We start from the raw sequence: 23,167 nt of genomic DNA on the forward strand, positions 1-23,167 counted from the left end.
TTTTATTTTAATTTTTCGATAATAATTAATTCATTGTGAACTTCAACTCTAGGAATGGTCTGTGTTTTGTAGGATTCGTCGCAAAAGTCTTTAATGAAATTTTGATTTCTTAAATTATCTTCTCGCGACAGACACATCGTATTAAAAAGAACGATTCCTTTACTATTGAGCAAAAAGCAAATTCGGTTTACAAAATAGTTTTCAAACAGAAAATTAGGCATCTTAGTATCTTGAAAAATATCGATAATAATAAGATCGTATCTGTCTTTAGTTTTCAACACAAACTCAAAAGCATCATCAATCACAATGTTTAAATTTTTGATTTCATTAAGACTGAAGTATTCATTAGCAATTTTAATAATATCCGGATCGATGTCAACACCGGTAATTTGTCCTTCAAAATGAATTTCGTCAACTAATGTTTTAATCACACTGCCGCCAGCAACGCCTAGGACTAATATTTGATTCATTTTTACAATTTTATCAAATCCTAAGTGTTTTAATCCGATTCTCAGAATACGCTGCAGACTGCCATAAGAATAATTGGTATTTTCTGAATCAAGAACTAGCTCGCCATTGGCCCATGTAACTTCAATAGTTTTACTTAGTTTAGATTTAGTTGTATAAATTTTGATGGGTATGATGTAACTTAATAATTTGCGAAACATTAATTTTTTGGTTTTTATCAAAAATAAGACATTTAATTATTTAATTTGTGAAAACTAAGAACAAATGAAGAGACAAATCTGCAGATGGTTTTTTGAAAAGATAATGGGCTGGAAAATAGAAGGCAATATTGACAGGGAAATAAAAAAAAGCGTCTTGATGGTAATGCCTCATACAAGCTGGCATGATTTTTATATTGCTATTATTTGTAAAGGAGCAATAGGAGCAGATATTAATTGGGTTGGAAAAAAAGAATTATTCCGTTTTCCTTTTGGCTTCTTCTTTAAATCTTTAGGAGGTTCTCCGCTAGACAGAACAGGAGGATTAAACAAAGTAGATTCTATAGTCAGTATATTTGATTCCAAAGAAACTTTTAGACTAGGACTTTCTCCCGAAGGTACACGCAAAAAAGTAGAACATCTCAAAACTGGATTTTATTACATCGCCGTAAAAGCAAATGTGCCAATCATACCGGTATCGATAAATTTTGAAAAGAAAACTGTAGATTTTGGAAATGCATTTTATCCTACAGGTAATATTGAACCAGACCTAATTCATTTGAACAAACATTTTATTGGAGCAAAAGGAAAAATACCAGAAAACGGATATAAAATTTCTTAAAATTGAACTTGCTGAGAATCGCATAGATTTTTTTTCTTGGCTCTTGGTTCAGAATATTCAATTCTCGTAAATTGTGGGATATTTTTAAAATTGAAAATATGCTTCTTATAAAAGTCATAGAAAATATTTGTCTAATGAAATTTTAAATCAACTTGGAGAATAAATCTTGAATGTTCCGTTTTTATAAAAAAATACTATTTTTTCTACTTCATCAGGATTTTCACTTTCAGTAAAAGATTCCATCTGTTTTATTTTTTTCGAATCAAACTTAGATTCTGGCGAAACAGAAACTTGAGAAAATAAATCAATTGGAGTAGGGGTGTCAAAATTTGTAGCAGCAGAATCTAAATTTAAATTATCTTTTTCTTCTATTTTCTTTGGGAAAACTCCCGCTCCCTTTAATATCCAATACAAGTCTACATCAGGGAAAATATCAGTAATTTTCAAAATAAAATCCAGACTTGGCTTATTTCTGCCTGAAAGTAAATGAGACAAACTGGAACGCTGCACTCCAATTTTATCAGCAAATGAAGAAGCATTAAGACTGTAATACTCCAGTATTATTTCTAATCTTTTTATGAAATCATCCGTGTTTACCATTGTGAATTCAATTTAAAATTAACTCATTTACAAATGTAACCAAATCTTATGTAACCACCTAATTTCCAAAGGTTAAATATAAATTGAATAATAAAATACATAATTAAATAGTTTAAATAAAAATATCCAATGTATTGATATTTTGTTTTTTATATATTAGCACATAAAGCTTACTTTAATATTTTTTCAAGTTATAAATATTTATTTCCAATATTAAAATAGGTGTTTACAAACTTAAAAAAAATAAAAAATCATTAGTTTACAAATGTAAAAATAAAGATGTTTACTTTTGTAAATCAAATTATAAAACATGGATTTAGAACTTTTATTTAATCAAAATAAAGAAAACACAATACAGGGGCGTTATATTACTTTAGAAAATATTGAGCCATTATTAAACAAAGAATCTTTAAAAAAGGATGTAACTATTATTGGAGAATCGGTTTTAGGAAAACCAATATACAGCTATCAAAAAGGATCAGGTAAAACCAAAATTTATCTTTGGTCACAAATGCATGGAAACGAAAGTACGACGACCAAAGCGTTATTCGATTTTATAAATCTTTTAAATAATGGATCGGATTTAGCCAAAGACCTTTTAAATCGTTTTACTTTTTACTGTATCCCGATGTTGAATCCGGACGGAGCTAAATTATACACTAGAGCTAATGCAAACAATATTGATTTGAATAGAGACTCTCAGGATCTTACTCAGCCGGAGAGTAAGATATTAAGAGCGGTATTTGAAGATTTCAAACCGGATTACTGTTTTAACCTTCACGATCAGCGCACTATTTTTGGAGTTGCTGATACTGGAAAACCTGCAACAGTTTCTTTTTTGGCACCTTCTTACAATGAAGAACGAGAGGTAAATGAATCACGTTTGAAAGCTATAAATCTAATCGCTGGCATTACTGAAGTATTACAAAATTATATTCCTGGCCAAATAGGACGATTCGATGATTCATTTAACATTAATTGTATTGGTGATACCTTTCAATATTTAGGTGTTCCAACAATATTATTCGAGGCCGGGCATTATCCTGATGATTACGAAAGAGAAAAAACAAGAAAATTCGTATTCATGTCATTGCTTACAAGTTTCATTATTCTCAACGAAAACGTTATAGTTGATAATAGAAATGATAAATATTTAAACATTCCTCAGAATAATGTTGTTTTTTTTGATTTTATATACAAAAATGTCAAAATAAATTATGATGGTAATGAAATAATCACCAATTTTGTGGCTCAATATAAAGAAGAGTTAATCGATAACAAATTAAATTTTAATGCTTACATAGTTGAAGTAGGAGATTTAAAGAAATATTTCGGTCATTTCGAGTACGATGCTAAAGGAGCTTTATATCAAGATGATTTTGATAATCTGCCAAAAATTGGACAAATTGCCAATTTTAATTTTGATAAAAAAGTATTTTTTCTTAATGGAAAGATAAAAAAATGATTTTTTTGCCGATTATTTAATTTTTATTTATAATTTTAACTTTTTTAATAGCAAATAACCATATAATAAAAGAATTATGAGTAAGTTTCGTTTAGATGAAGTAGATCACCAGATTTTAGATATGTTGATAGACAACACAAGAGTTCCGTTTACAGACATTGCTAAAAAATTATTGATTTCAGCTGGAACGGTTCATGTTAGGGTAAAAAAAATGGAAGATGCAGGTATCATCATGGGGTCTTCTTTAGTCCTTGATTATGATAAATTAGGATATTCATTTATTGCTTATGTAGGTGTTTTTCTTAACAATACTTCACAGACAAAATTCGTTTTAGAGCGTATTAATGAGATTCCATTTGTAACTGTAGCTTCTGTAACTACAGGTAAGTTCAATATTTTTTGCAAGATAAGAGCAAAAGATACTAAACATGCAAAAGATGTTATTTTTATGATTGATGATATCGAGGGTGTTTATAGAACAGAAACTATGATTTCTCTTGAAGAAAGCATTAATGATAAAAAGCGTTTGATGCATACCATTTTCAAAGAAATGTAAATCTTGAATGCTATATGTAAATATAACCTCAAGTGTAACCTTGGGGTTTTTTTATGTTAGATTAACCAATAAACTAATAGTCTAATTATGTATACGTTACCAAAAATAGAACGTTTTAATGAAAATGTTTTATCTAAATACCATATTTACAATAGTGTTTTTATAACATTACCTTTTGATTCTGTGGATAATACAGGTGTTTTATTACCTATTTTCACAGAACTTTGTGATAGTGGTTTCAAAAAACAAAAGACTCCTACTGAAATATTTGATTTCTTTTCAGATAAATACATGCACAGTGATTCTGAGAAAGATAAAATTAATTTGATGTTTCATTTTATACAATACATTGAACGTCAGATTGTTTTGTTTGATGCAATTGAAGACGCCGCTTTTCCTGTCGTAAATAACATGGAGGGAAGAGGTTCACTGCGTGATATAAAAGAAAAATCAGATGTAAGAGGAAACAAGGAAGAGTTAATCGATTTTTTAGAAAACTTCAATGTACGTACTGTATTAACTGCACATCCAACTCAATTTTATCCTGGTGCTGTTTTAGGAATTATTAACGATTTGACAGAGGCAATCCGTAAAAATAATTTACTGGAAATCAAACAATTACTTGCTCAGTTAGGAAAAACTCCTTTTATTCAAAACGAGAAACCCAATCCTTTTGATGAAGCAGTAAGCTTAATCTGGTATTTGGAAAATGTTTTTTATAACACTTCTGGAGAAATGGTTCATTACCTGCAAAAAAATGTTTTTGAAGGAGAATCTATAAAAAATCCATTGATTAAACTTGGTTTCTGGCCAGGCGGTGACCGTGATGGAAATCCATTCGTAACTACCGAAATCACTCTAAAAGTTGCTGAACGTTTAAGAACTTCTATTTTAAAATGTTATTATTTTGAAATTCGAAATTTAAAAAGAAAACTGACTTTCCCTGTTGTAGATTCATTGGTAATGGAACTTGAACAAAAATTATACCGTTCCGTTTTCTATTCTAAAGGAGATATTTTCATAACTCTTGATGAGTTTAAACTACAGCTGAACAAAATAAAAACCATAATAATTGAACAGCATCAGTCACTTTATGTTGATCAAATAGATGCGCTGCTTATCCGAATCAATTTATTTGGTTTCCATTTTGCTACTTTGGATATTAGACAAAATAGTAAAATTCACCAAAGTGTTTTTTATGATATTGTAGATTATTACTCAAAATCAAAAGAAAATATTTTTCCGGAAGATTATTTCCAATTAACAGATGAAAAAAAATTGGAAGTATTGTCTACGTTAAAAGGGAATCTGGATGCCGCTGATTTTGAAAATGAAATGACAAGATCAACTATTGAGTCAATTCAATCTATTAAGACAATTCAACAGAACAATGGCGAATTTGGTGCCAACCGTTATATCATTAGTAATAATGAAAGTGCACTTAATGTCATGGAAACTTTCGCCTTGTTCAAATTATGCAATTGGGAAAATGCTACAGTAGATATCATCCCGCTCTTTGAATCGGTAGATGATTTGCATAATGCCCATTTAGTGATGGAGACATTATATACAAACCCTGAGTATGCTCAGCATCTGGCAAACAGAAACAATAAGCAGACAATAATGCTAGGTTTTTCTGACGGAACAAAAGATGGGGGTTATTTGATGGCGAACTGGAGTATTTATAAAGCAAAAGAAGCTTTGACAGAAATGTCGAGAAAATATGGAATAAATGCAATTTTCTTTGATGGACGCGGTGGACCTCCTGCACGTGGCGGCGGAAAAACACATAAATTTTACGCTTCGCTTGGACCAAATATTGAGAATAACGAAATTCAGATTACAATTCAAGGACAAACCATTAGTTCAAATTTTGGAACTTTAGATTCTTGCCGCTATAATTTAGAAAACCTTTTGAGTGCTGGTGTTGCTAATCAGGTTTTCAATTTAGGACAAAATGAATTATCTGCTGAAGATAAAGAAATCCTAGATCAGATGGCTGAATTGGGTTATAACAAATATTTGAATTTCAAAAACCATCCTAAGTTTATTCCTTATTTGGAACAGATGAGTACTTTGAAATATTATGCAAAAACAAATATAGGAAGCCGTCCATCTAAAAGAAGCAAATCTGAAACACTTGATTTTGCTGACTTAAGAGCAATTCCGTTTGTAGGTTCCTGGAGTCAGTTAAAACAAAATGTACCTGGATTTTTCGGTGTTGGCTCAGCACTGAAACATTTTGAAGATACCAATCAATGGGAGAAAGCACAAAATCTATATGATAATTCGTTATTTTTCCGAACACTCCTTGAAAACAGTATGATGTCATTGGCTAAATCATTTTTTCCATTGACTGCTTATATGAGTAAGGATCCTGAATTTGGTGCATTTTGGCAGATTATTTATGATGAATTTTTGGAAACAAAAAGATTGTTATTAAAAATTGCCGGTCATGCTCAGTTAATGGAAAACTATCCTGATGGTATAGCTTCTATTCAGATGAGAGAGCGTATTGTGTTGCCGCTGTTAACAATACAGCAATATGCATTATTAAAAATCAGCGAACTTAACAAAGCAGAAAACCCTGATTTGAACTTAATAAAAGTATATGAAAAAATTGTGACCCGTTCACTTTTTGGAAATACTAATGCAAGCAGAAATTCAGCTTAAAATATTAAAGCAAAATTAAATTCTAAATTCAAAAAAATTGTCATTATGAATTCCAATCAATTGCCAGTAGATGAATATTCAAAATTTAATGCCACCTACATACAAGCATTAGAAAATGTTGAATTATTTGAAGAATTAGAAATTAGTTTGCATGATTTTATCAAATTTGTCCAAAATATTCCTTTGGACAAATTTGATTACAGTTATGCCGAAGGTAAATGGACCATCAAAGAAATTATTCAGCACATTATTGATACTGAAAGAATTTTTAGTTATCGTGCTCTGAGAATTTCCCGAAATGATAAAACACCATTGCCTGGTTTTGAAGAAAATGATTATGCTGACAATACTGATGCCAAAAGCAGAAGTATTCAGGATTTATTAACTGAATTTTCAGCGGTAAGATATTCTAACTTACTGATGTTCAAAAGTTTTTCAGATGAACAGCTAAGAAGAATAGGGACTGCATCAAATCATGAAATTTCAGTAAGAGCCATAGGTTTTATACTCCTTGGTCATCTTAAACATCATCAGAGAGTTTTCGCAGAAAGATATTTAAACAATTAGTTTTGTTTAAAACATTCTGTCCAGATTTTTAATTTATTTTCAAAAGTCATAGTATTAGCTGGGCTAGTTGAAGGCATCACATGATAGGTGATGCCTTCAATTTTTCCAAACTTCTTTATAAAAAAGGCATGACTCTGTTTTCCATTAAAAATAATATTTCTGATTTTTGGAAATTGCTTAAATAAATTTTCAAAATCATTTTCTTTATGATTTTTAATGTGAATGTCTAAACTTCCTTTTCTTTCACAATTTTCTAGGACATCCCAAATCCCAATTTTATTTTCTTTAAGAATTTTAATTTTTTCTTCAAAATTTACTGGAATTGGCAATGCATCAAATAGTGTACAGATTATTTTCCAAAAATGATTTCTTCGGTGTGCATAATATTCTTGTTTTTCAAGAGACATAGCTCCAGGCATAGTTCCCAAAATTAATACCTTGGTATTGGAATCAATAAAATATGGAAAAGAATATATTGCCATAAAATTAGAATACTAAGTTTTCTTTTTCGAGTATTGTTAATCCAACCCTGATTTTGTCATACGAAATTTGTTCTTCAAAAAAATCAAAATAAGGTTTCAAAGCATTTGGAGATTCCAGTTTTATTTTTGCTTCCGCTATTTTTGCAATTTCCTGATCATTTATAAATTCTCTCAAATTTATTGGATGACCGTCATTGTATAATTTAGCTAAATGCGAAATTATAGTTGCAACTCCCAATTTTCTTTTTATTGCAATTTCTTCAACTTTTATTCCGCTTTGAAATAGTTCCAAAGTTTCTTTATAAGTTGAACTTTCTTTTTTTGCTCTTATTTTTTTTATATTTTCAAATTCAATAATTGCTTTAATAAAAACGTCACCGTATTTTTCCAATTTTGCTTTTCCAACTCCATCAATCGCTAAAAAGTCAGAGTCGCTCATTGGCCGGTGAATTTCTAATTGTTTCAAAGTTGCATCACTAAAAATTACATAAGCTGGAACTGCTTCTTCTTTTGCAATTTCAGTACGAAGTTTTCTAAGAAACTCAAAAAGAGAATTTACAGCTGATTTTGTTTTAACAGTTTTAGCTTCAGCTTTTTCTTTATTCATTTTTTGAACAGTCGTCAGCTTTACTTTTTCACCGTCAAATAATACTTTTTTGGCAAAAGGGGTCAATTTTATTTTATTCTGTTGATGAAAAGCAATTTCGCAATATCCCAAATTGATCAATTGAATAAGATATTGATTCCAGTCGTACCATGATAAGTCCGCACCAACTCCGTAGGTTTTTAAATTTTGGTAGCCTTTGTCATAAATGGAAGCATTTTTGGAACCTCTCAAAAAATCCACAATTACAGGCAGCGCTTCAGATTCCTGAAGGCGTGCAACTGCCGACAATGCTTTTTGGGCAATAATAGTTCCTTCAAAAAAAGCTGGAGGATTTTTGCAAATATCACAATTACCACAATTTTCAGTTACCAATTCACCAAAATACGAAAGCAGTATTTTTCTGCGGCAGCTCAATGCGTCGGCATATTGTTTCATTCGTTCCAATTTCGCCAGCTGCACTTCGGCGTTTAAACCTTCGGAAGCAAATTTTTGCAATTGAATCATGTCTCCGTAACTTTCAAACAAAACTGTTTCGGATGGCAGACCATCACGGCCGGCCCTTCCAATTTCCTGATAATAGCCTTCAATATTTTTTGGCAGATTATAATGAATTACCCAGCGGACATTAGATTTATCAATTCCCATTCCGAAAGCAATGGTTGCACAAACGACTTGACAGTCATCATTGATAAATTCGTCCTGAGTTTTAGAACGCATTTTGTTGTCCAAACCTGCATGATAAGCTTTTGCATTTATTCCTTTTTTCTGAAGTTTTTCAGAAAGTTCTTCTGTGGTCTTCCGGCTCAGGCAATATACGATACCCGATTCATTCGGTTTATTTTTTATGAAATCAATAATCTGCTGCACACGGTCTAAAGCCGGTCTGACTTCAAGACTCAAATTTTTCCTGTCAAAAGATGCTACAAAAATTTCGGGTTCCTTCAATTCTAATTGCTTGCAGATGTCAGTACGGGTTGCTTTATCAGCAGTTGCAGTCAAAGCTAAGATTGGAGTAGAAGGAAAGCGGTTTTTGAGATAACCTAAATTGGTGTAAGCCGGACGAAAATCGTGACCCCAAGCAGATATGCAATGTGCTTCATCAATTGCAATGAGACTAACAATTATCTGGCTAAAAGCATTTTCTAAAAATGACAGACTTTCCGGCGCTACATATACGAGTTTGACTTTTTTATCTTTTAGGTTTTGAATATGAAAATCCTGTTCTTCTGAAGACTGACTGCTGTTGATATAACAAGCAGGAATTCCATTGGATTTTAAACTGTCAACCTGATCTTTCATCAAGGCTATCAATGGCGAAATCACAATTGTAATTCCTGGAAGAATTAGGGCAGGAAGCTGAAAGCATATTGATTTTCCACCTCCAGTTGGCATGATGGCGAGAGCATCTTTTCCGGAAAGAATGCTATTAATAATGTTTTCCTGATTGGGTCTGAATTTTTCAAATCCAAAATTTTCCTTGAGTTTGGCGTGTAAAATTTCTGTTGTCATGTTGGCGTATATTTAGAAATCTAAATCTAATAAAAAAAGGAACTCAATTGCGAGTTCCTTTAATTTTTTTATAAACTTATAGAATTAATCTTCGTCATCTTCATCATCATCGTCATCAGCGATATCTTTGTCATCACCATCTTCATCGTCATCATCACCATCAACATCCGGCTTATCTAAATTTTCATCATCATCGTCATCATCTGCATCTTCATCTTCAACATCTAATTCTAAACCGCTGATTGGTTCTACAACATCATCAATTTCATCATCATCTTCATAATTACCAATTCTATCAGCCAATTTGGTGCTTACTTTTACTAAATAAATTGTATCTTCAGTTCTAACTTCAACAGCTTCTACCAATTCATTTTTAGCATTTCTAAATCGAATGATATCTGAATCATCATATCCATCAGGGAATTTTTCGACCAAAAGATTTAAAATTTCGTTGGTCAATTTGGCGTAATCAACTATTACTCTTTTCATGTGCAGCTAATATTTTTTTTATTGAAACATGGTATCGCCAGATTCTCATTTGTATTTGCAACAAGTTCTATCTTGGCGATTTCATAAATAATTATTATAGATCTAACAAATATGCAAAAATTAATGGGGCCACAATAGTAGCATCAGACTCAATAATGAATTTAGGAGTTTTAATATCTAGTTTACCCCAAGTGATTTTTTCATTAGGAACTGCTCCGGAATAAGAACCGTAGCTGGTTGTTGAATCTGAAATTTGGCAAAAATAACTCCAAAATGGAACATCATGCATTTCCATATCCTGATATAACATTGGTACAACACAGATAGGAAAATCACCAGCGATACCACCGCCAATTTGGAAGAATCCAACACCATTAGAACTATTTTTTGTATACCAATCGGATAAAAAAGTCATGTATTCGATACCCGATTTCATGGTAGAAGCTTTCAATTCTCCTTTAATCACATACGATGCGAAAATATTTCCCATTGTACTGTCTTCCCATCCAGGAACAATAATAGGTAAATTTTTCTCAGCCGCCGCATACATCCAGCTGTCTTTCAAGTCAATTTCATAATATTCTTCCAAAACACCAGAAAGTAACATTTTATACATGAATTCATGAGGAAAATATCTTTCTCCTTTATCATCAGCATCTTTCCAAATTTTGTAAACATGTTTTTGAAGACGGCGGAATGCTTCATGCTCAGGAATACAAGTATCAGTGACTCTATTCAATCCTCTTTCCAATAAATCCCACTCATCCTGAGGAGTTAGATCACGGTAGTGAGGTACTCTTTCATAATGTGAATGTGCCACCAAGTTCATGATATCTTCTTCAAGGTTTGCTCCTGTACAAGAAATAATCTGGACTTTATCCTGACGAATTATTTCGGCAAAAATCTTTCCAATTTCGGCGGTACTCATAGCACCGGCCATAGTTACCATCATTTTTGCACCATTGGCCAACTGCTGCTCATAAGCTTTTGCGGCATCAACTAAAGATGCAGAATTGAAATGCAGATAATGCTTTTCAATAAACTGACTGATTGGTCCTTTACTCATATTCTTTTTTTCTTTTTTTTCTTTTTTGTTTACTGCTCAAAAGGGTAAGTGAGATTTGGATTTACAAATAAAAGAAATTTATAAATATCAAAATTCCTATACCCCTATTTAAATTTGTTATTTATTATAACCTAGTATTTTTAGTACATCCTCAGCAGTTTGAGCTTCAGAAAATACTTCGGTTGCCAATATTCCGTTCTCGTCACGATCTATCAAAATATGCTTTGGCTGCGGTATAAGACAGTGCTGCAGTCCGCCAAAACCACCAATGGTTTCCTGATAAGCACCTGTGTTGAAAAAACCTAGATATAATGGTTTTTCTTTATTATATTTTGGCAGATATATTGCATTCATATTCTGCTCAGAATTGTAATAATCATCACTGTCACAGGTCATTCCGCCCAGCAGAACACGTTCGTATGTATCATTCCATCTGTTGATTGCCAACATGATAAAACGTTTGTTAATTGCCCAAGTATCTGGTAAAGTGGTAATGAAAGAAGAATCAATCATGTTCCATTTCTCTCTGTCATTCTGCTGTTTTTGATACAAAACCTGATAAATAGCACCGCCGCTTTCTCCAACAGTGAACGATCCAAATTCAGTAAAAATATGCGGAACATCCACTTCAGCTTCGTCACAGGCAATTTTTATCTGATTAATGATTTCATCAATCATATATTGGTAATCGTATTCGAAAGCCAATGAATTTTTGATAGGGAAACCACCGCCAATATTCAAACTGTCAAGGCTTGGACATTCTTTTTTCAAGGCAACATATACTTTGATACATTTTACAAGCTCATTCCAATAATAAGCATTGTCATTAATACCGGTATTGATAAAAAAGTGAAGCATTTTAAGTTCCAGCTTTTTGTTTTCCTTGATTTCTTTCTTGTAAAAAGGAACAATATTTTTATATCCTATTCCTAATCTCGAAGTATAAAACTCAAATTTTGGTTCTTCTTCTGCAGCAATACGGATTCCTATTTTGAATTTTCCGCTTATCTCTGCCTGCAGTAAATCCAGCTCTTCATAATTATCAATAATAGGAATAGTGTTTTTATGTCCATTATTGATTAGTCTTGCAATGTTATGAATATATTGGTCTCTTTTAAAACCATTACAAATGATAAAAGTACTCTTATTTATTTTTCCGTTTTCTAATAAATTTTCAACAATGTTTATATCAAAAGCTGAAGAAGTTTCAACGTGAATGTTATTCTTGAAAGCCTCATTCATAACATATTCAAAATGAGAGCTTTTTGTACAGTAACAATAGTAATATTTAGCCTCATATTTATTTTTTTCCATCGATTTGCGAAACCAGCTTTTGGCTTTGTTGATGTTGTTTGAAATTTGAGGCAGGTAAGTAAATTTTAAAGGGGTACCATAAGTTTCGACCAATTTCATTAAATCAATATTATGAAACTGTAGGTTATCTTTATTTAATTTGAATTCTTCTTGAGGAAAGTAATATGTTTGATTTATTAAGTCGGAATATTTCGTATTCATTTGTCCTTTAGAGTTTTACGTTAATTGTATTTAAAAAATAGAATTAATTAAACTTCAAACTCTAATATTTGCATAGACAATCTGAAGTTTTTCGTAATCGGCCTTGAAATATTGAAATAAATCAAAACTGAAATTCCCTTTGATACCATAAAAACGTTTCAATAAGCTCAAAAAAGACCTATTGTTTCTGTTTCTTTTAGCAGAAAATTTTTTATTATTTTGATTTTTATTCATTGAGGCAAATGTAAAAAATAATATAGACGTAATGCAACGCTTTTTATTAAAAAAAAACTAAGATTTATAATCTTCAAAAGCGTTTAGAATCAATTCGTTTTCAACAGATTGATTTATCTTTATTTTACCGATGCCTTCAATTAATGCAAATTGTATCATTCCATACTCATTTTTTTTGTCATGAATCAGTAGGTCCAGAATAGGTTCTATATCCTCTTCTTCAAAAATAATATCATCATATATTGATTTCAGCGTAGACTTTATCTCACTATATTCTTCATGAGAAATCAAGTTTTTATGCAATGAAATATGACTTTCTAAAATCATTCCCGCCGCAATAGCCTCACCGTGCAGCAATGTGGTTTTATTTTCATTTTCTAAAAAATAGCTTTCAATCGCATGACCTAATGTATGTCCAAAATTCAAAGATTTTCTAATATTCTTTTCAGTAGGATCCTGCATTACGATAATGTTCTTGATTTCCACAGAACGGTGTATTAAAGTATCCAACTGATCAAAGTCGATTCCTTTAATGTCCAAAAATGACTCCCAGTAAGGTTTGTCAAAAATCAATCCGTGTTTCAGCATTTCGGCAAGACCTGAACGCATTTCATTCTGAGGGACAGTTTCTAAATACTGTGTATCAACCAATACCATTTTTGGCGTATTGATAACTCCAATCTGATTTTTTAAATTTCCCAAATCAACCCCGTTTTTACCGCCTACAGAAGCATCAACCATAGATAATAAAGTAGTTGGAATATGGATAAAATCGACGCCTCTTTTAAAAGTTGAAGCAACAAATCCTCCTAAATCAGTTACAACACCGCCGCCAATATTGATAATCAATGTTTTTCTGTCAGCGCCCAATTCAGTCAGTACATTCCAGATTTCGATACAGGTTTCAATATTTTTATTGATTTCACCAGCTTCAAATTCAATAATTTCAACCGTCAGATCTGTTTCTAATAATGGAAGTAATTTTGGCAGGCAAAACTCATTTGTATTGCTGTCAACTATTATAAACAGGTTCGAATATTTATTATCTTTTAAGTGCTGATTTAGTTTTTCGTACCCAGTTTCATTGAAATGAACAGGATAATTATTTGCTTGAATAGACTGCATGATTTTAATTTAATTGAAAGCGCAAAATAAGGCAAATTTTACTAATTATAATCGCTTACTCTCTTTATATTTGCATAAAAAATATAACAAAATATGGATAATATTTTCAATAACACACAAAATGCGTTTGCTTTAAAAAGCGATACCGAACTTGAAAGAGCATATTTTCTTTTTAAATTAATCAATAACCAGCCCTTGGTACGTATAGGAACAGCGGTGACAAACTTTGCAATAAAAGCGAATCTGCCTGTCGAAAATCTGATCCGTGCAACTGTTTTTGATCATTTTTGCGGAGGCGTAAACGAAAATGACTGCCTGACGGTTGTAGATAAAATGTTTACCAAAGGTGTTTCTTCAGTATTAGATTATTCTGTTGAAGGAAAAGAAGAGGAAAATCAATTTGATGCCGCGCTGCAGATGACTCTAAAAACAATTGAATTTGCTAAAGAACGCCTGGCAATTCCTTTTGCTGTTTTCAAGCCTACCGGATTAGGACGTTTAGACTTATATGAGAAAGTAGGAGAGAAACAAATATTAACTCCCGAAGAGCAGGCTGAATGGGATAGAGTAGCAGCACGTTTTGATTTAGTCTGCGGTGAAGCCCACAAAAAAAACGTAGCACTGCTGATTGATGCCGAAGAAAGCTGGATGCAGGACGCAGCTGATGATTTGGTTACCGAAATGATGCGCAAATACAACAAAGAAAAAACAATTGTTTTCAACACGCTTCAAATGTACCGCTGGGATCGTCTGGATTATTTGAAAAAACTACATGAACAGGCAAAAGCTGAAAGATTTTTTATTGGAATGAAATTAGTTCGCGGTGCCTATATGGAAAAAGAAAATCTTCGTGCCGAAGAAAGAGGTTATCCAACTCCAATCTGCTCATCCAAAGAAGCTACTGATGTAAATTATGACGCAGCTGTCCTGTATATGGCAGAACATTTGGACACCATGTCTATTTTTGCTGGAACACACAACGAAGAGAGCACCTATAAACTAATGGAGATAATGAGTTCCAAAAGAATTCCGTCCAATGACGACCGAATTTGGTTTGGTCAATTATACGGAATGAGCGATAATATCAGTTATAATTTGGCGGCACACAGCTATAATATTGCTAAATATCTTCCTTTTGGTCCCGTAAAAGACGTGATGCCGTACTTAATCCGCCGTGCTGAAGAAAACACTTCGGTAGCAGGACAGACCAGTCGTGAACTTTCAATGATCAAAGCTGAACGCAAGAGACGAAAAGAGATGGCTTAGTCTTTTACAGATAACAGTTTTCAGCAAACAGCTGTCAGATTGAAAAAATTGAAACTGAGATTTATAAAAAAACTCCATTTGCCTTTAAAAACAAATGGAGTTTTTCATTTAAAAGCTTTTAAAACTATGAATTACTAAACTGTAAATTACTCAAATTCTTATAAAGACCATTTTCAAGATTAATTAATTCCTGATGCGTTCCCTGTTCACTGATTTTTCCATTATCAAGTACCAAAATCTGATCGGCAGAACGAATCGTTGAAAGCCTGTGTGCAATAATAATACTTGTTCTTCCTTCCATCAAAACCTCAAGAGCTTCCTGAACCAGTTTTTCACTTTCGCTATCCAAAGAAGAAGTCGCTTCATCCAAAATCAATATCGAAGGATTCTTCAGCAAGGCTCTGGCAATTGCGATACGCTGTCTTTGTCCGCCGGATAGCTTAATACCTCTTTCGCCAACAATAGTATCAAATTTTTCAGGAAAACTTTCTATAAATACAAAAGCATTGGCTTGTTTTGCTGCCGTAATAATTTCTTCATCAGTGGCATTTGGCTTTCCATAAGCTATATTTTCTTTTATGGTTCCGCCAAAAAGAATAACATCCTGAGGAACAATACTCATATTTCCGCGAAGATCTTCCAGATTATAATCATAAATATTTTTTCCGTCAATTAAGATTTCCCCGCTTTCTATATCATAAAAACGCAGTAATAAAGAAGCAATTGTAGATTTCCCCATTCCGCTTGGTCCAACGAGAGCAATTTTTTGTCCAAATCCGGCAGAAAAATTAATATCTTTTAAAACCTTTACTTCTTTTCTTGAAGGATAACTGAAAGCCACATTTTTAAAACTAACATCTCCTTTTAATTTGTTTATTAAAGAAATATCTACATTAGAATTAATTTTTTCTGGTGTTTCACCCAAAAGCTCAAAAACTCTTTCAGTAGCACCAATAGCTTTCTGCATTTGAGCATATAATTCGGCTATACCTCCTGATGAAGCCCCAACATAACTGGAATATAATATAAAGGTAAATAATTGTCCAACGGTTATTTCGCCGGCAATGCTCAATTGTACTCCGTACCAAACTACACCTACAATAGTTCCAAACAAACAGACAATAATAAAAGAAGCAAAAAAACCTCTGAATTGTCCACCTTTAATTCCCATTTTAACAACCTCTTTGATTTTTTCTTTATAGCGGGCAATTTCATACCATTCATTAGCAAATGCCTTAACAATACTAATTCCCTGCATCGTTTCTTCAACAACAACCTGGCTTTCGGCAACCTGATCCTGTACTTTTTTTGAATATTTCCGAATAAACCTCCCAAAAATAACCGCAGCTACACCAACAAAAGGCACCACCGAAACCATCATAATGGTCAGTTTAATATTGATGCTGGCCAGCATAGCAAAACTTCCGATAATCAAAATAATCTGTCTTAAAAATTCAGCAATTGTTGTAGTTAGAGTATCCTGAATCTGGGTTATATCATTACTTATCCGGCTGTTTAATTCGCCCACACGTTTTTGGGAAAAAAATGACATTGGCAGTTTAACCAAATTAGTATAGAGTGCCAATCGCACGTTTGCTAAAGTGTTTTCGGTAAAATTAACGAATAATGAAAGTCTGAAAAAAGAAAATAAAGACTGCAATAATAAGACAAGTCCTAATCCCAAAGCAATCTGATTAGCGAGATGTGCATCTTTTTTGTGAACACAGTCTACAAGCATTCCCATAAATTTAGGGAAGGCTAGGGCAGTAACACTTGTAAGCAGTAAAAAAACCAGTCCTGCATAAAATTTCCACTTATGATTATTGGCATATTTAAAGATAAGAACTGCTTTTTGTAATGAACTTGCTGTAATTTTTGATTTTGGTAAATCATTTTCCTGGAATCGTGCCATTTTATTTTTTTTATGATACAAATGTAAGGCTATATCAATAGGATAACAAAAAAAAAGCGGAGTTTGAACACTCAATAAAGCACTGTTAATGAGCAGATAAATAAAAATCTCTAATTTTTTTTATCATTTTTCCAAAAAAATGCTTGCAATTACGAGTTCTAGTTGTATATTTGCACTCGCAATCACGAAATGATGGCAACCTAGTAAAATAGGGCGATTAGCTCAGCTGGTTCAGAGCACCTCGTTTACACCGAGGGGGTCGGGGGTTCGAACCCCTCATCGCCCACTGTGAGGGATACTTGAAAAAGTATCCCTCTTTTTTTGGTATATAAGATATCCCTTTTCCTCCATTTTACTGGCATTATGCGATAACATATCCAACATTGTAGGTGTTCGATAAATACCGTTTTGATAGTACAAGTTCTTGTTGAACACCATGTTCACAAACTCTCTTTTCTGCAAAGTATCTGATTCAGTATAGACATAACGCATATCCGACAACATATCAAGATTAGCATCTAAAAATTCAAAAACTTTTCCGTGGTTAGTACTAAGTCTTTCAATAGCCGTTTGAAGGTTTAAAATTTGTGAACTGTAAACTGGATACCATCTATCGTAAGTATCTTTGTTTATTTCGTCTTTAAACCACTTTTCTTCAACTGTATTGAGTTTTTGTTGTACTTCATCAAGTTCTTGTTTTTTTTCTAATGCTTTTTTCTTATTGGCTTTCATTTCAAGCTCAATTGAAGAATAACAACTATTTCTGATTCCTTTGATATTCGTTTCAGTGATACTCATAAGGTCACAAACATTTAAGAACTGCTCATGAGCTTTAATAGCACTGATATTATTATGTTTGGAATGTTTGCATTTGTAGTAGTAAAAGTATTTACCCGATTTGCCACGTGAAGGCGCACCAGTAAGTGGAGCTCCACAATGACATTTTAAAACACCTCTAAGTGGAATATCATCATCTACGGTAACTTTCACTTTATCTTCCTTCTTCATTTTGCTTTGCACCATTTGCCACGTCGTTTTATCAATAATGGCTTCATGTATAGCTGGAAAAAGACCTCCTGGTAAATCCTTGAAAGCTTCTACTTTGACAAGACCCGCATAAACTGGATTGGCAAGTACACGGTCAAGAGCCATATTGCCCTTTCTATCAAAACCCAATTCATAGGCTTTCTCCTTGATTTTATACAAAGGCACATCACGAACAAACATATCATACACAATACGTACAACTTTTGCCTCTTCTTCGTTTATCTCAAGATGACGCTGTTTACCTTCTCCGACTTTACTATAACCAAAAGGTTTTTCTCTTGTCAAAAATCGTCCTTCTTTTGCTCTGGCTGTATATAGTCCACCTCGAACTTTTATACTTCTATTAATATTATCTTCTTCGGCAAGTAGTAATTGTAGTCCAGCCCTGAAAAAACTCCCTGGAGTATCATAATCAAAAGTGATTCCTTCTGTTACACTGACAATTTGGATGCTATATTTTTTTTGAAATTGCTTAACCATGTTCATAGCTTCGCCAGCATCCCTGCTAAAGCGGTCGAGCTGATCTACAAGCAAATAATCTACGGATTTATAATGCTTGGCTATAAAAGCCTGCAATTTTATAAAATCAGGGCGGTCAAAAGTTTTCGCACTTTTACCCCTGTCTATAAAGGTATCAACCAACTGTATATTGTGATGCTGTATGTATTGATCGGTGTATAATTCCTGTCTTTCAATAGAACCATTGCTTTGTCCCAATTGACTAAATCTCAAATATCTAATCGCTCTCTTCATAAACTTGTTTTAATGTAATTGACACAATAATCTCAACCAATAAATTTACAAATTTTTCTTCTTGTTCTCTTTCTATCTCATCATAAATTTTTGAGATAATTTCCTCTTTTTCAGTAGTTTTATTTTCTAAATCCTCCATTTTTCCCTCCTTACCTTAACAAAAGTTTTCAAATAGTTGTAATACTCCTCCTGAAATTATGAATCAGATTTATTGTTTCTCCCTTAATAACCTTCAAAGGAAGTGTTTGTCGTCATTTGACCAATTACAACCAAATATTTAGAATTATTGGATTAAAAAAGACACTCCCTTCTTTGGTCGGGAAAGTCTTTGTTAACCAAAGCGGTAGTTGCAATTTGATAGACGCATTCCTTTTGAATCCCTGCATCTACCAAAACGCAAAACTTTATTTTGAGAATATTTAGTATTCTCTATTTAAAGCTAAATCTCTTTTTGTCCCAAACAATTAGGGTATTACCATTTTCCTTGTTTTATTTTTTTCTTTCTTCATCTTTTTGGTAAATACTTCTTTTTCATAGCCTTGTCCTTGATCTTTGGGAAGCAATCCACCCAATACCTCAATAAACTGTTCTCTCCTGACAATTTTAGCTATCATCTGCTTTTATTTCTTAAGATGTTTTGTTTCAAAATCGTCCGTAAGCTGTATAATCTTTTGGCATAACACTACCAATTCAGCGGTTTGCATTTCCAATCTGTACAGATAGGCAGCCGCTTTTTTTTCAGTGAAATTCCTATACAGGAGTTTCACAATTTGATTATAGTTCACTCCGATAGCCCTGAACTGACCATATAAAGTGGTCAGGCGCATGTAGTAATCCATTGTTGCCTTGTCAATTTTGATTGTCTTGATTGCTTTTTGAAAAACACAGGCAGTAATATAGTGTGCTTTTACATTCATTCCTGACTGTTCAAAAAGGGAGAGGAAGCGGGCATTTTCTACAGCGGTAAAACTGATAGAATAGCGAAACACAGCAGGATCTTTCTTGGGATGTCTGCCACCTTTATATTTTTTAGTTTTGTCATTGCTTGCCATAAATTCAGCTTAGGTTCAATTTATTTTTAAAATTAAAAAAGCAATATATTTCACTTCGACCAATTATTGATTTATGTTGTATCGAATGGCAGTATTTGGCTTTTCGTTTCCATATCAGATAGAAATAACCCGCTGTAGAAAATTTAAATTTTGCTGTAATTATTTTTCCCATTATTAAAGTTAAACAGTCGGTACTGGTTTTATTTAGGGGCAAAGCTATCTCCATATTCTTAACGCAAGTGCCAAGGCCAGGCCTTGCAGGTTTTTGAAAAAATCTCCACCCGTTCGGGTAGTATTTTTTCAAAAAGCCTTGTCACTTGCTAAACATTTCGATTTGCTGTCCCCGAAATAAAACCAGCATACTCCGGCTCTTTAAACGAATAAAAAAAAGTCAATAGGATTGGGTCGGATGGATAATTGGAATGGAAGATAGGAATGGATGAAATAAAACTGCTCCTCCTCTCATTACCGAATAAAAAATGCAAAGGTCAATTTTCGTTTTCCGAAGAGTTTATCTGACAAGCTTTAGATAAAAATAAAACCGCCTTTATAGTAACGGGTATAGCGACAACAAAAGCCAAATACTGCCTATAAAAGCCACTTTGTAAACATGCTCCATTTTCAGAATTACTTTTTCTGAAAATTTTAGATTATGTTACATAAAGAAACAGTTAACCAAGAAATGTGGGAACTTCTCCAAACACTCATGAAAGATCAAATGTTAAAGGATTATATTTTGGTTGGAGGCACAGCTTTGGCGCTACGCTTAGGACATAGGTTATCAGTAGATATAGACCTATTTACCACAAAAGACTTTAATCCACAAATGATGCTGCAATATTTACAGCGCACTTATGATGTAAAAGAAAAAGAAAGCAGGCTGCATAACAATACGGTACTGACCTATATTAAAAATATAAAAGTCGATATCGTTACCCACAAGTATCCTTTGCTCCATGCAGTGGAACAAAAAGAAGGAATTCGAATGATTTCTAATGAAGACATTGGAGCAATGAAACTCCATGCAATCCATCAAAGCGGTCAGCGGTACAAAGATTTTGTTGATATGTACTTCTTACTGGAAGAAAAACCATTAAAATTCTATCTTGAAGCCTATCAGAGAAAATATGATAAAGATCCGTATTGGGCATCAATAGGTCTGAATACATATGACAAGATTACCACTTTTGATGGTGTAGATATGTTAAAAGATAAAGAGCAAAATTGGAAAGATATCCAAAAACGATTGGAATTAGCCACTAAAAATCCTTTGCAAAAATTTGCATTAGAAAATCAGGATTTGCCAATTAACAGAAACAATAAGAGAGGTTTCCGTAGGTAGTTCAATGGAAAAAACGTATATTTGATAGTAACCAAAGTAAAAAAATAATGAAAATATCAACCAAATCTATACCCAATCTTCATCCCAAATTCTTTTGGGAATTTAGATTTGATGAAATCAATTGGCTTGAAGCCTATCAGATGGTAATTGGTCGTATCGTAGAGCGTGGCAGTCAGGATGAGATTGATGAAATCATCCGTTTTTATGGTCATGAGAAAGTGATTAAAGCTATACGTGACGAAATTTATTTTCTGCCTGACTATGCAATTGAAGATGCCTTGAAATTCTTTCCAGAACTCAAAAAAGAAGAAATGTACTGTTACTTAAACAGAAAAGACAAACCCTATCACTGGATATAATTTAAATTAAAAAAAAGGAATACGGCTAATAAATCCGTATTCCTTTTTTTTAAAACCAATATTGTATCATTATTTTAAGATAGTTTTCTTGGAAATCCCTGATAAAATTTTCTAATTACATACGTAATTTTGGCTTTGTGTTTTCAGTTTTTCTTTGTGTCTGAAAGTCCTGTTTTTCTTTGACCTTATTAAAATTAGTATGGCGCACACCTTGACTTATCGTTTTGCCTTCATTATTTTTACCGCCTTCTGTTGATATTTTCTTTTCAGAACTAAAAACTGTTTTTACTGAACCCATTATATCGGAAGGTTTTGTATGTTCCTTTTCCTCTGGAATACGTTTTGTTGTGAAGAGACTTAACCATTCTGAAAGTTTCGGCAGTCCCAAAGACGTCGGGTTTTTAAATTGTCTTATGAAATTTGAAATAAAATTAGAAATTGGGTCTCCACTTTTGTCTATCTGTATAAACAGCTTTTTATCACTTTTATCAAGTTTCTCTTGTTTAGCTTTTTCCGTTACACTTTGCTCAGTCTTTTCTTTTTCCTTTGGCTTTTTTATTTTTTTCATGATGCCTTGTTTTTATAAAACAAAGTAACCCTATAAATTTATAACCTTTCCATTCTGTCCTTTTTTGGCGTTGTTTGTCTTCATTTGGCGTAGATAGTAAAGGGAGGAGTTACGATTTATATAAACCGCAAATAAATCCTAATTATGTACTGACTGTTTTATAAATAGGTACGTCCCCACATATACCTGTATGTATTCAAAAGTGTGTGTACTGGGTTGTAACTTTATAATCGGACTTAACTATATAAATATTTGCTCAAATATGTATTGTTTTTAGATTTTACATATTTCGGTGACTATGTTTATATGCAAGTATATTTGCCTGTTTATTCGTACAAACGTATGCTTTTATGCTTGTATGCTTGTATGTATGCAAGAATGCATTCGCACTAGAACTCTTGACGAACTGCCATATTGCATGATGCCCTTCAAAAGTGCTTGAATTCCAGCTGGCTATCAAGCAATATTGAATATTGGCGCGGCAGCCTTCAAGGCTGCTAATACTATTTAGCATTTTTTAGGTTTTAAAAACTATTAATAAAAATGAAAAAAAAAAACTAATAAAACAATTTCTATTTCACCTGTTACATCAAAAAAAGGGTGTCAACCCTTTTTCAAAAAATCCATTTAGTAAAAGTTGTCACCAGACAACGGCAAGTTGTGTTTTGAGATGCTTGGAATGAATTCAGCATC

The 23,167-nt window shown here is 32.7% G+C and carries 22 protein-coding genes and 1 tRNA gene; 9 read left to right on the forward strand and 14 right to left on the reverse strand.

Annotation, left to right across the window (positions count from 1 at the left end):
- Positions 1–2: 2 nt before the first annotated feature.
- Positions 3–668: a spermidine synthase gene (locus IRZ80_RS05865; RefSeq protein WP_194640627.1), complete on the reverse strand. Its 666-nt coding sequence runs from the start codon at positions 666–668 to the stop codon at positions 3–5.
- Positions 669–732: 64 nt separating this feature from the next.
- Here IRZ80_RS05865 and IRZ80_RS05870 point away from each other — a divergent pair, with 64 nt between their 5' ends.
- Entirely contained in the window at positions 733–1,287 is a 555-nt protein-coding gene (locus tag IRZ80_RS05870; RefSeq protein ID WP_194640628.1) for a 1-acyl-sn-glycerol-3-phosphate acyltransferase, read from the forward strand.
- Positions 1,288–1,434: 147 nt separating this feature from the next.
- On the opposite strand, the gene IRZ80_RS05875 is transcribed toward IRZ80_RS05870, so the two are convergent.
- Complete coding sequence (locus IRZ80_RS05875) at positions 1,435–1,887, reverse strand: helix-turn-helix transcriptional regulator (protein WP_194640629.1); 453 nt, start codon at positions 1,885–1,887, stop codon at positions 1,435–1,437.
- A gap of 310 nt (positions 1,888–2,197) precedes the next feature.
- Between IRZ80_RS05875 and IRZ80_RS05880 the strand changes: the two genes are divergently transcribed.
- The 4 genes from IRZ80_RS05880 to IRZ80_RS05895 all read left to right on the forward strand — a co-directional run bounded on the left by IRZ80_RS05880 (position 2,198) and on the right by IRZ80_RS05895 (position 7,148).
- A complete protein-coding gene (locus IRZ80_RS05880) occupies positions 2,198–3,352 on the forward strand; it encodes a M14 metallopeptidase family protein (RefSeq protein ID WP_194640630.1) in 1,155 nt (384 codons plus the stop codon).
- 76 nt (positions 3,353–3,428) lie between these two features.
- Positions 3,429–3,908 (forward strand): Lrp/AsnC family transcriptional regulator, encoded by a 480-nt coding sequence (locus tag IRZ80_RS05885; RefSeq protein WP_024981770.1) that lies wholly within the window; start codon positions 3,429–3,431, stop codon positions 3,906–3,908.
- 87 nt (positions 3,909–3,995) lie between these two features.
- Positions 3,996–6,581, forward strand: coding sequence for a phosphoenolpyruvate carboxylase (locus IRZ80_RS05890; protein ID WP_194640631.1), 2,586 nt, complete (start codon positions 3,996–3,998; stop codon positions 6,579–6,581).
- 45 nt (positions 6,582–6,626) lie between these two features.
- A complete protein-coding gene (locus tag IRZ80_RS05895; protein WP_194640632.1) occupies positions 6,627–7,148 on the forward strand; it encodes a DinB family protein in 522 nt (173 codons plus the stop codon).
- On the opposite strand, the gene IRZ80_RS05900 is transcribed toward IRZ80_RS05895, so the two are convergent.
- The 6 genes from IRZ80_RS05900 to aroB form a co-directional block, all read right to left on the reverse strand.
- Positions 7,145–7,630, reverse strand: coding sequence for a DNA-deoxyinosine glycosylase (locus tag IRZ80_RS05900; protein ID WP_194640633.1), 486 nt, complete (start codon positions 7,628–7,630; stop codon positions 7,145–7,147). The two genes, IRZ80_RS05895 and IRZ80_RS05900, sit on opposite strands and share 4 nt — an antisense overlap.
- A gap of 4 nt (positions 7,631–7,634) precedes the next feature.
- Positions 7,635–9,746, reverse strand: a complete 2,112-nt coding sequence (gene recQ / locus IRZ80_RS05905) for a DNA helicase RecQ (RefSeq protein ID WP_194640634.1) — start codon at positions 9,744–9,746, stop codon at positions 7,635–7,637.
- Between the two features lie 84 nt (positions 9,747–9,830).
- Complete coding sequence (locus tag IRZ80_RS05910; protein WP_194640635.1) at positions 9,831–10,235, reverse strand: DNA primase; 405 nt, start codon at positions 10,233–10,235, stop codon at positions 9,831–9,833.
- 94 nt (positions 10,236–10,329) lie between these two features.
- Positions 10,330–11,301, reverse strand: coding sequence for a deoxyhypusine synthase family protein (locus IRZ80_RS05915; protein WP_194640636.1), 972 nt, complete (start codon positions 11,299–11,301; stop codon positions 10,330–10,332).
- Between the two features lie 117 nt (positions 11,302–11,418).
- Positions 11,419–12,816, reverse strand: coding sequence for an arginine decarboxylase (locus tag IRZ80_RS05920; protein ID WP_194640637.1), 1,398 nt, complete (start codon positions 12,814–12,816; stop codon positions 11,419–11,421).
- 291 nt (positions 12,817–13,107) lie between these two features.
- Positions 13,108–14,175, reverse strand: a complete 1,068-nt coding sequence (gene aroB / locus IRZ80_RS05925) for a 3-dehydroquinate synthase (RefSeq protein ID WP_194640638.1) — start codon at positions 14,173–14,175, stop codon at positions 13,108–13,110.
- Between the two features lie 93 nt (positions 14,176–14,268).
- Here aroB and IRZ80_RS05930 point away from each other — a divergent pair, with 93 nt between their 5' ends.
- Positions 14,269–15,441, forward strand: coding sequence for a proline dehydrogenase family protein (locus IRZ80_RS05930; protein WP_194640639.1), 1,173 nt, complete (start codon positions 14,269–14,271; stop codon positions 15,439–15,441).
- Positions 15,442–15,565: 124 nt separating this feature from the next.
- Here the strand turns inward: IRZ80_RS05930 and IRZ80_RS05935 are convergent, their stop codons facing one another.
- Positions 15,566–17,353 (reverse strand): ABC transporter ATP-binding protein, encoded by a 1,788-nt coding sequence (locus tag IRZ80_RS05935; protein WP_194640640.1) that lies wholly within the window; start codon positions 17,351–17,353, stop codon positions 15,566–15,568.
- A 211-nt stretch (positions 17,354–17,564) separates the two neighbouring features.
- On the opposite strand from IRZ80_RS05935, the gene IRZ80_RS05940 reads away from it, so the two are divergent.
- A tRNA-Val gene (locus IRZ80_RS05940) sits at positions 17,565–17,639 on the forward strand.
- On the opposite strand, the gene IRZ80_RS05945 is transcribed toward IRZ80_RS05940, so the two are convergent.
- The 4 genes from IRZ80_RS05945 to mobA all read right to left on the reverse strand — a co-directional run bounded on the left by IRZ80_RS05945 (position 17,630) and on the right by mobA (position 20,205).
- Positions 17,630–19,153, reverse strand: a complete 1,524-nt coding sequence (locus IRZ80_RS05945) for a recombinase family protein (protein ID WP_194640641.1) — start codon at positions 19,151–19,153, stop codon at positions 17,630–17,632. The two genes, IRZ80_RS05940 and IRZ80_RS05945, sit on opposite strands and share 10 nt — an antisense overlap.
- Positions 19,137–19,292 (reverse strand): hypothetical protein, encoded by a 156-nt coding sequence (locus IRZ80_RS05950; protein ID WP_194640642.1) that lies wholly within the window; start codon positions 19,290–19,292, stop codon positions 19,137–19,139. Before IRZ80_RS05950 ends, IRZ80_RS05945 begins: the two co-directional genes overlap by 17 nt.
- A gap of 325 nt (positions 19,293–19,617) precedes the next feature.
- On the reverse strand, positions 19,618–19,767 hold the full coding sequence (locus IRZ80_RS05955) for a hypothetical protein (protein WP_194640643.1): 150 nt from the start codon (positions 19,765–19,767) through the stop codon (positions 19,618–19,620).
- A gap of 6 nt (positions 19,768–19,773) precedes the next feature.
- Positions 19,774–20,205, reverse strand: a complete 432-nt coding sequence (gene mobA, locus IRZ80_RS05960; RefSeq protein WP_194640644.1) for a conjugal transfer protein MobA — start codon at positions 20,203–20,205, stop codon at positions 19,774–19,776.
- A 682-nt stretch (positions 20,206–20,887) separates the two neighbouring features.
- Between mobA and IRZ80_RS05965 the strand changes: the two genes are divergently transcribed.
- Positions 20,888–21,547 carry a nucleotidyl transferase AbiEii/AbiGii toxin family protein gene (locus IRZ80_RS05965; RefSeq protein ID WP_255549652.1) on the forward strand — a complete coding sequence of 220 codons (660 nt, stop codon included), beginning with the start codon at positions 20,888–20,890 and terminating at the stop codon, positions 21,545–21,547.
- 47 nt (positions 21,548–21,594) lie between these two features.
- Positions 21,595–21,906: a DUF6922 domain-containing protein gene (locus IRZ80_RS05970; RefSeq protein WP_194640646.1), complete on the forward strand. Its 312-nt coding sequence runs from the start codon at positions 21,595–21,597 to the stop codon at positions 21,904–21,906.
- A gap of 115 nt (positions 21,907–22,021) precedes the next feature.
- On the opposite strand, the gene IRZ80_RS05975 is transcribed toward IRZ80_RS05970, so the two are convergent.
- Positions 22,022–22,474: a hypothetical protein gene (locus tag IRZ80_RS05975; protein ID WP_194640647.1), complete on the reverse strand. Its 453-nt coding sequence runs from the start codon at positions 22,472–22,474 to the stop codon at positions 22,022–22,024.
- Between the last annotated feature and the right edge of the window lie 693 nt (positions 22,475–23,167).

It is taken from the genome of Flavobacterium sp. HJJ (assembly GCF_015351475.1).
Classification (GTDB): domain Bacteria; phylum Bacteroidota; class Bacteroidia; order Flavobacteriales; family Flavobacteriaceae; genus Flavobacterium; species Flavobacterium marginilacus.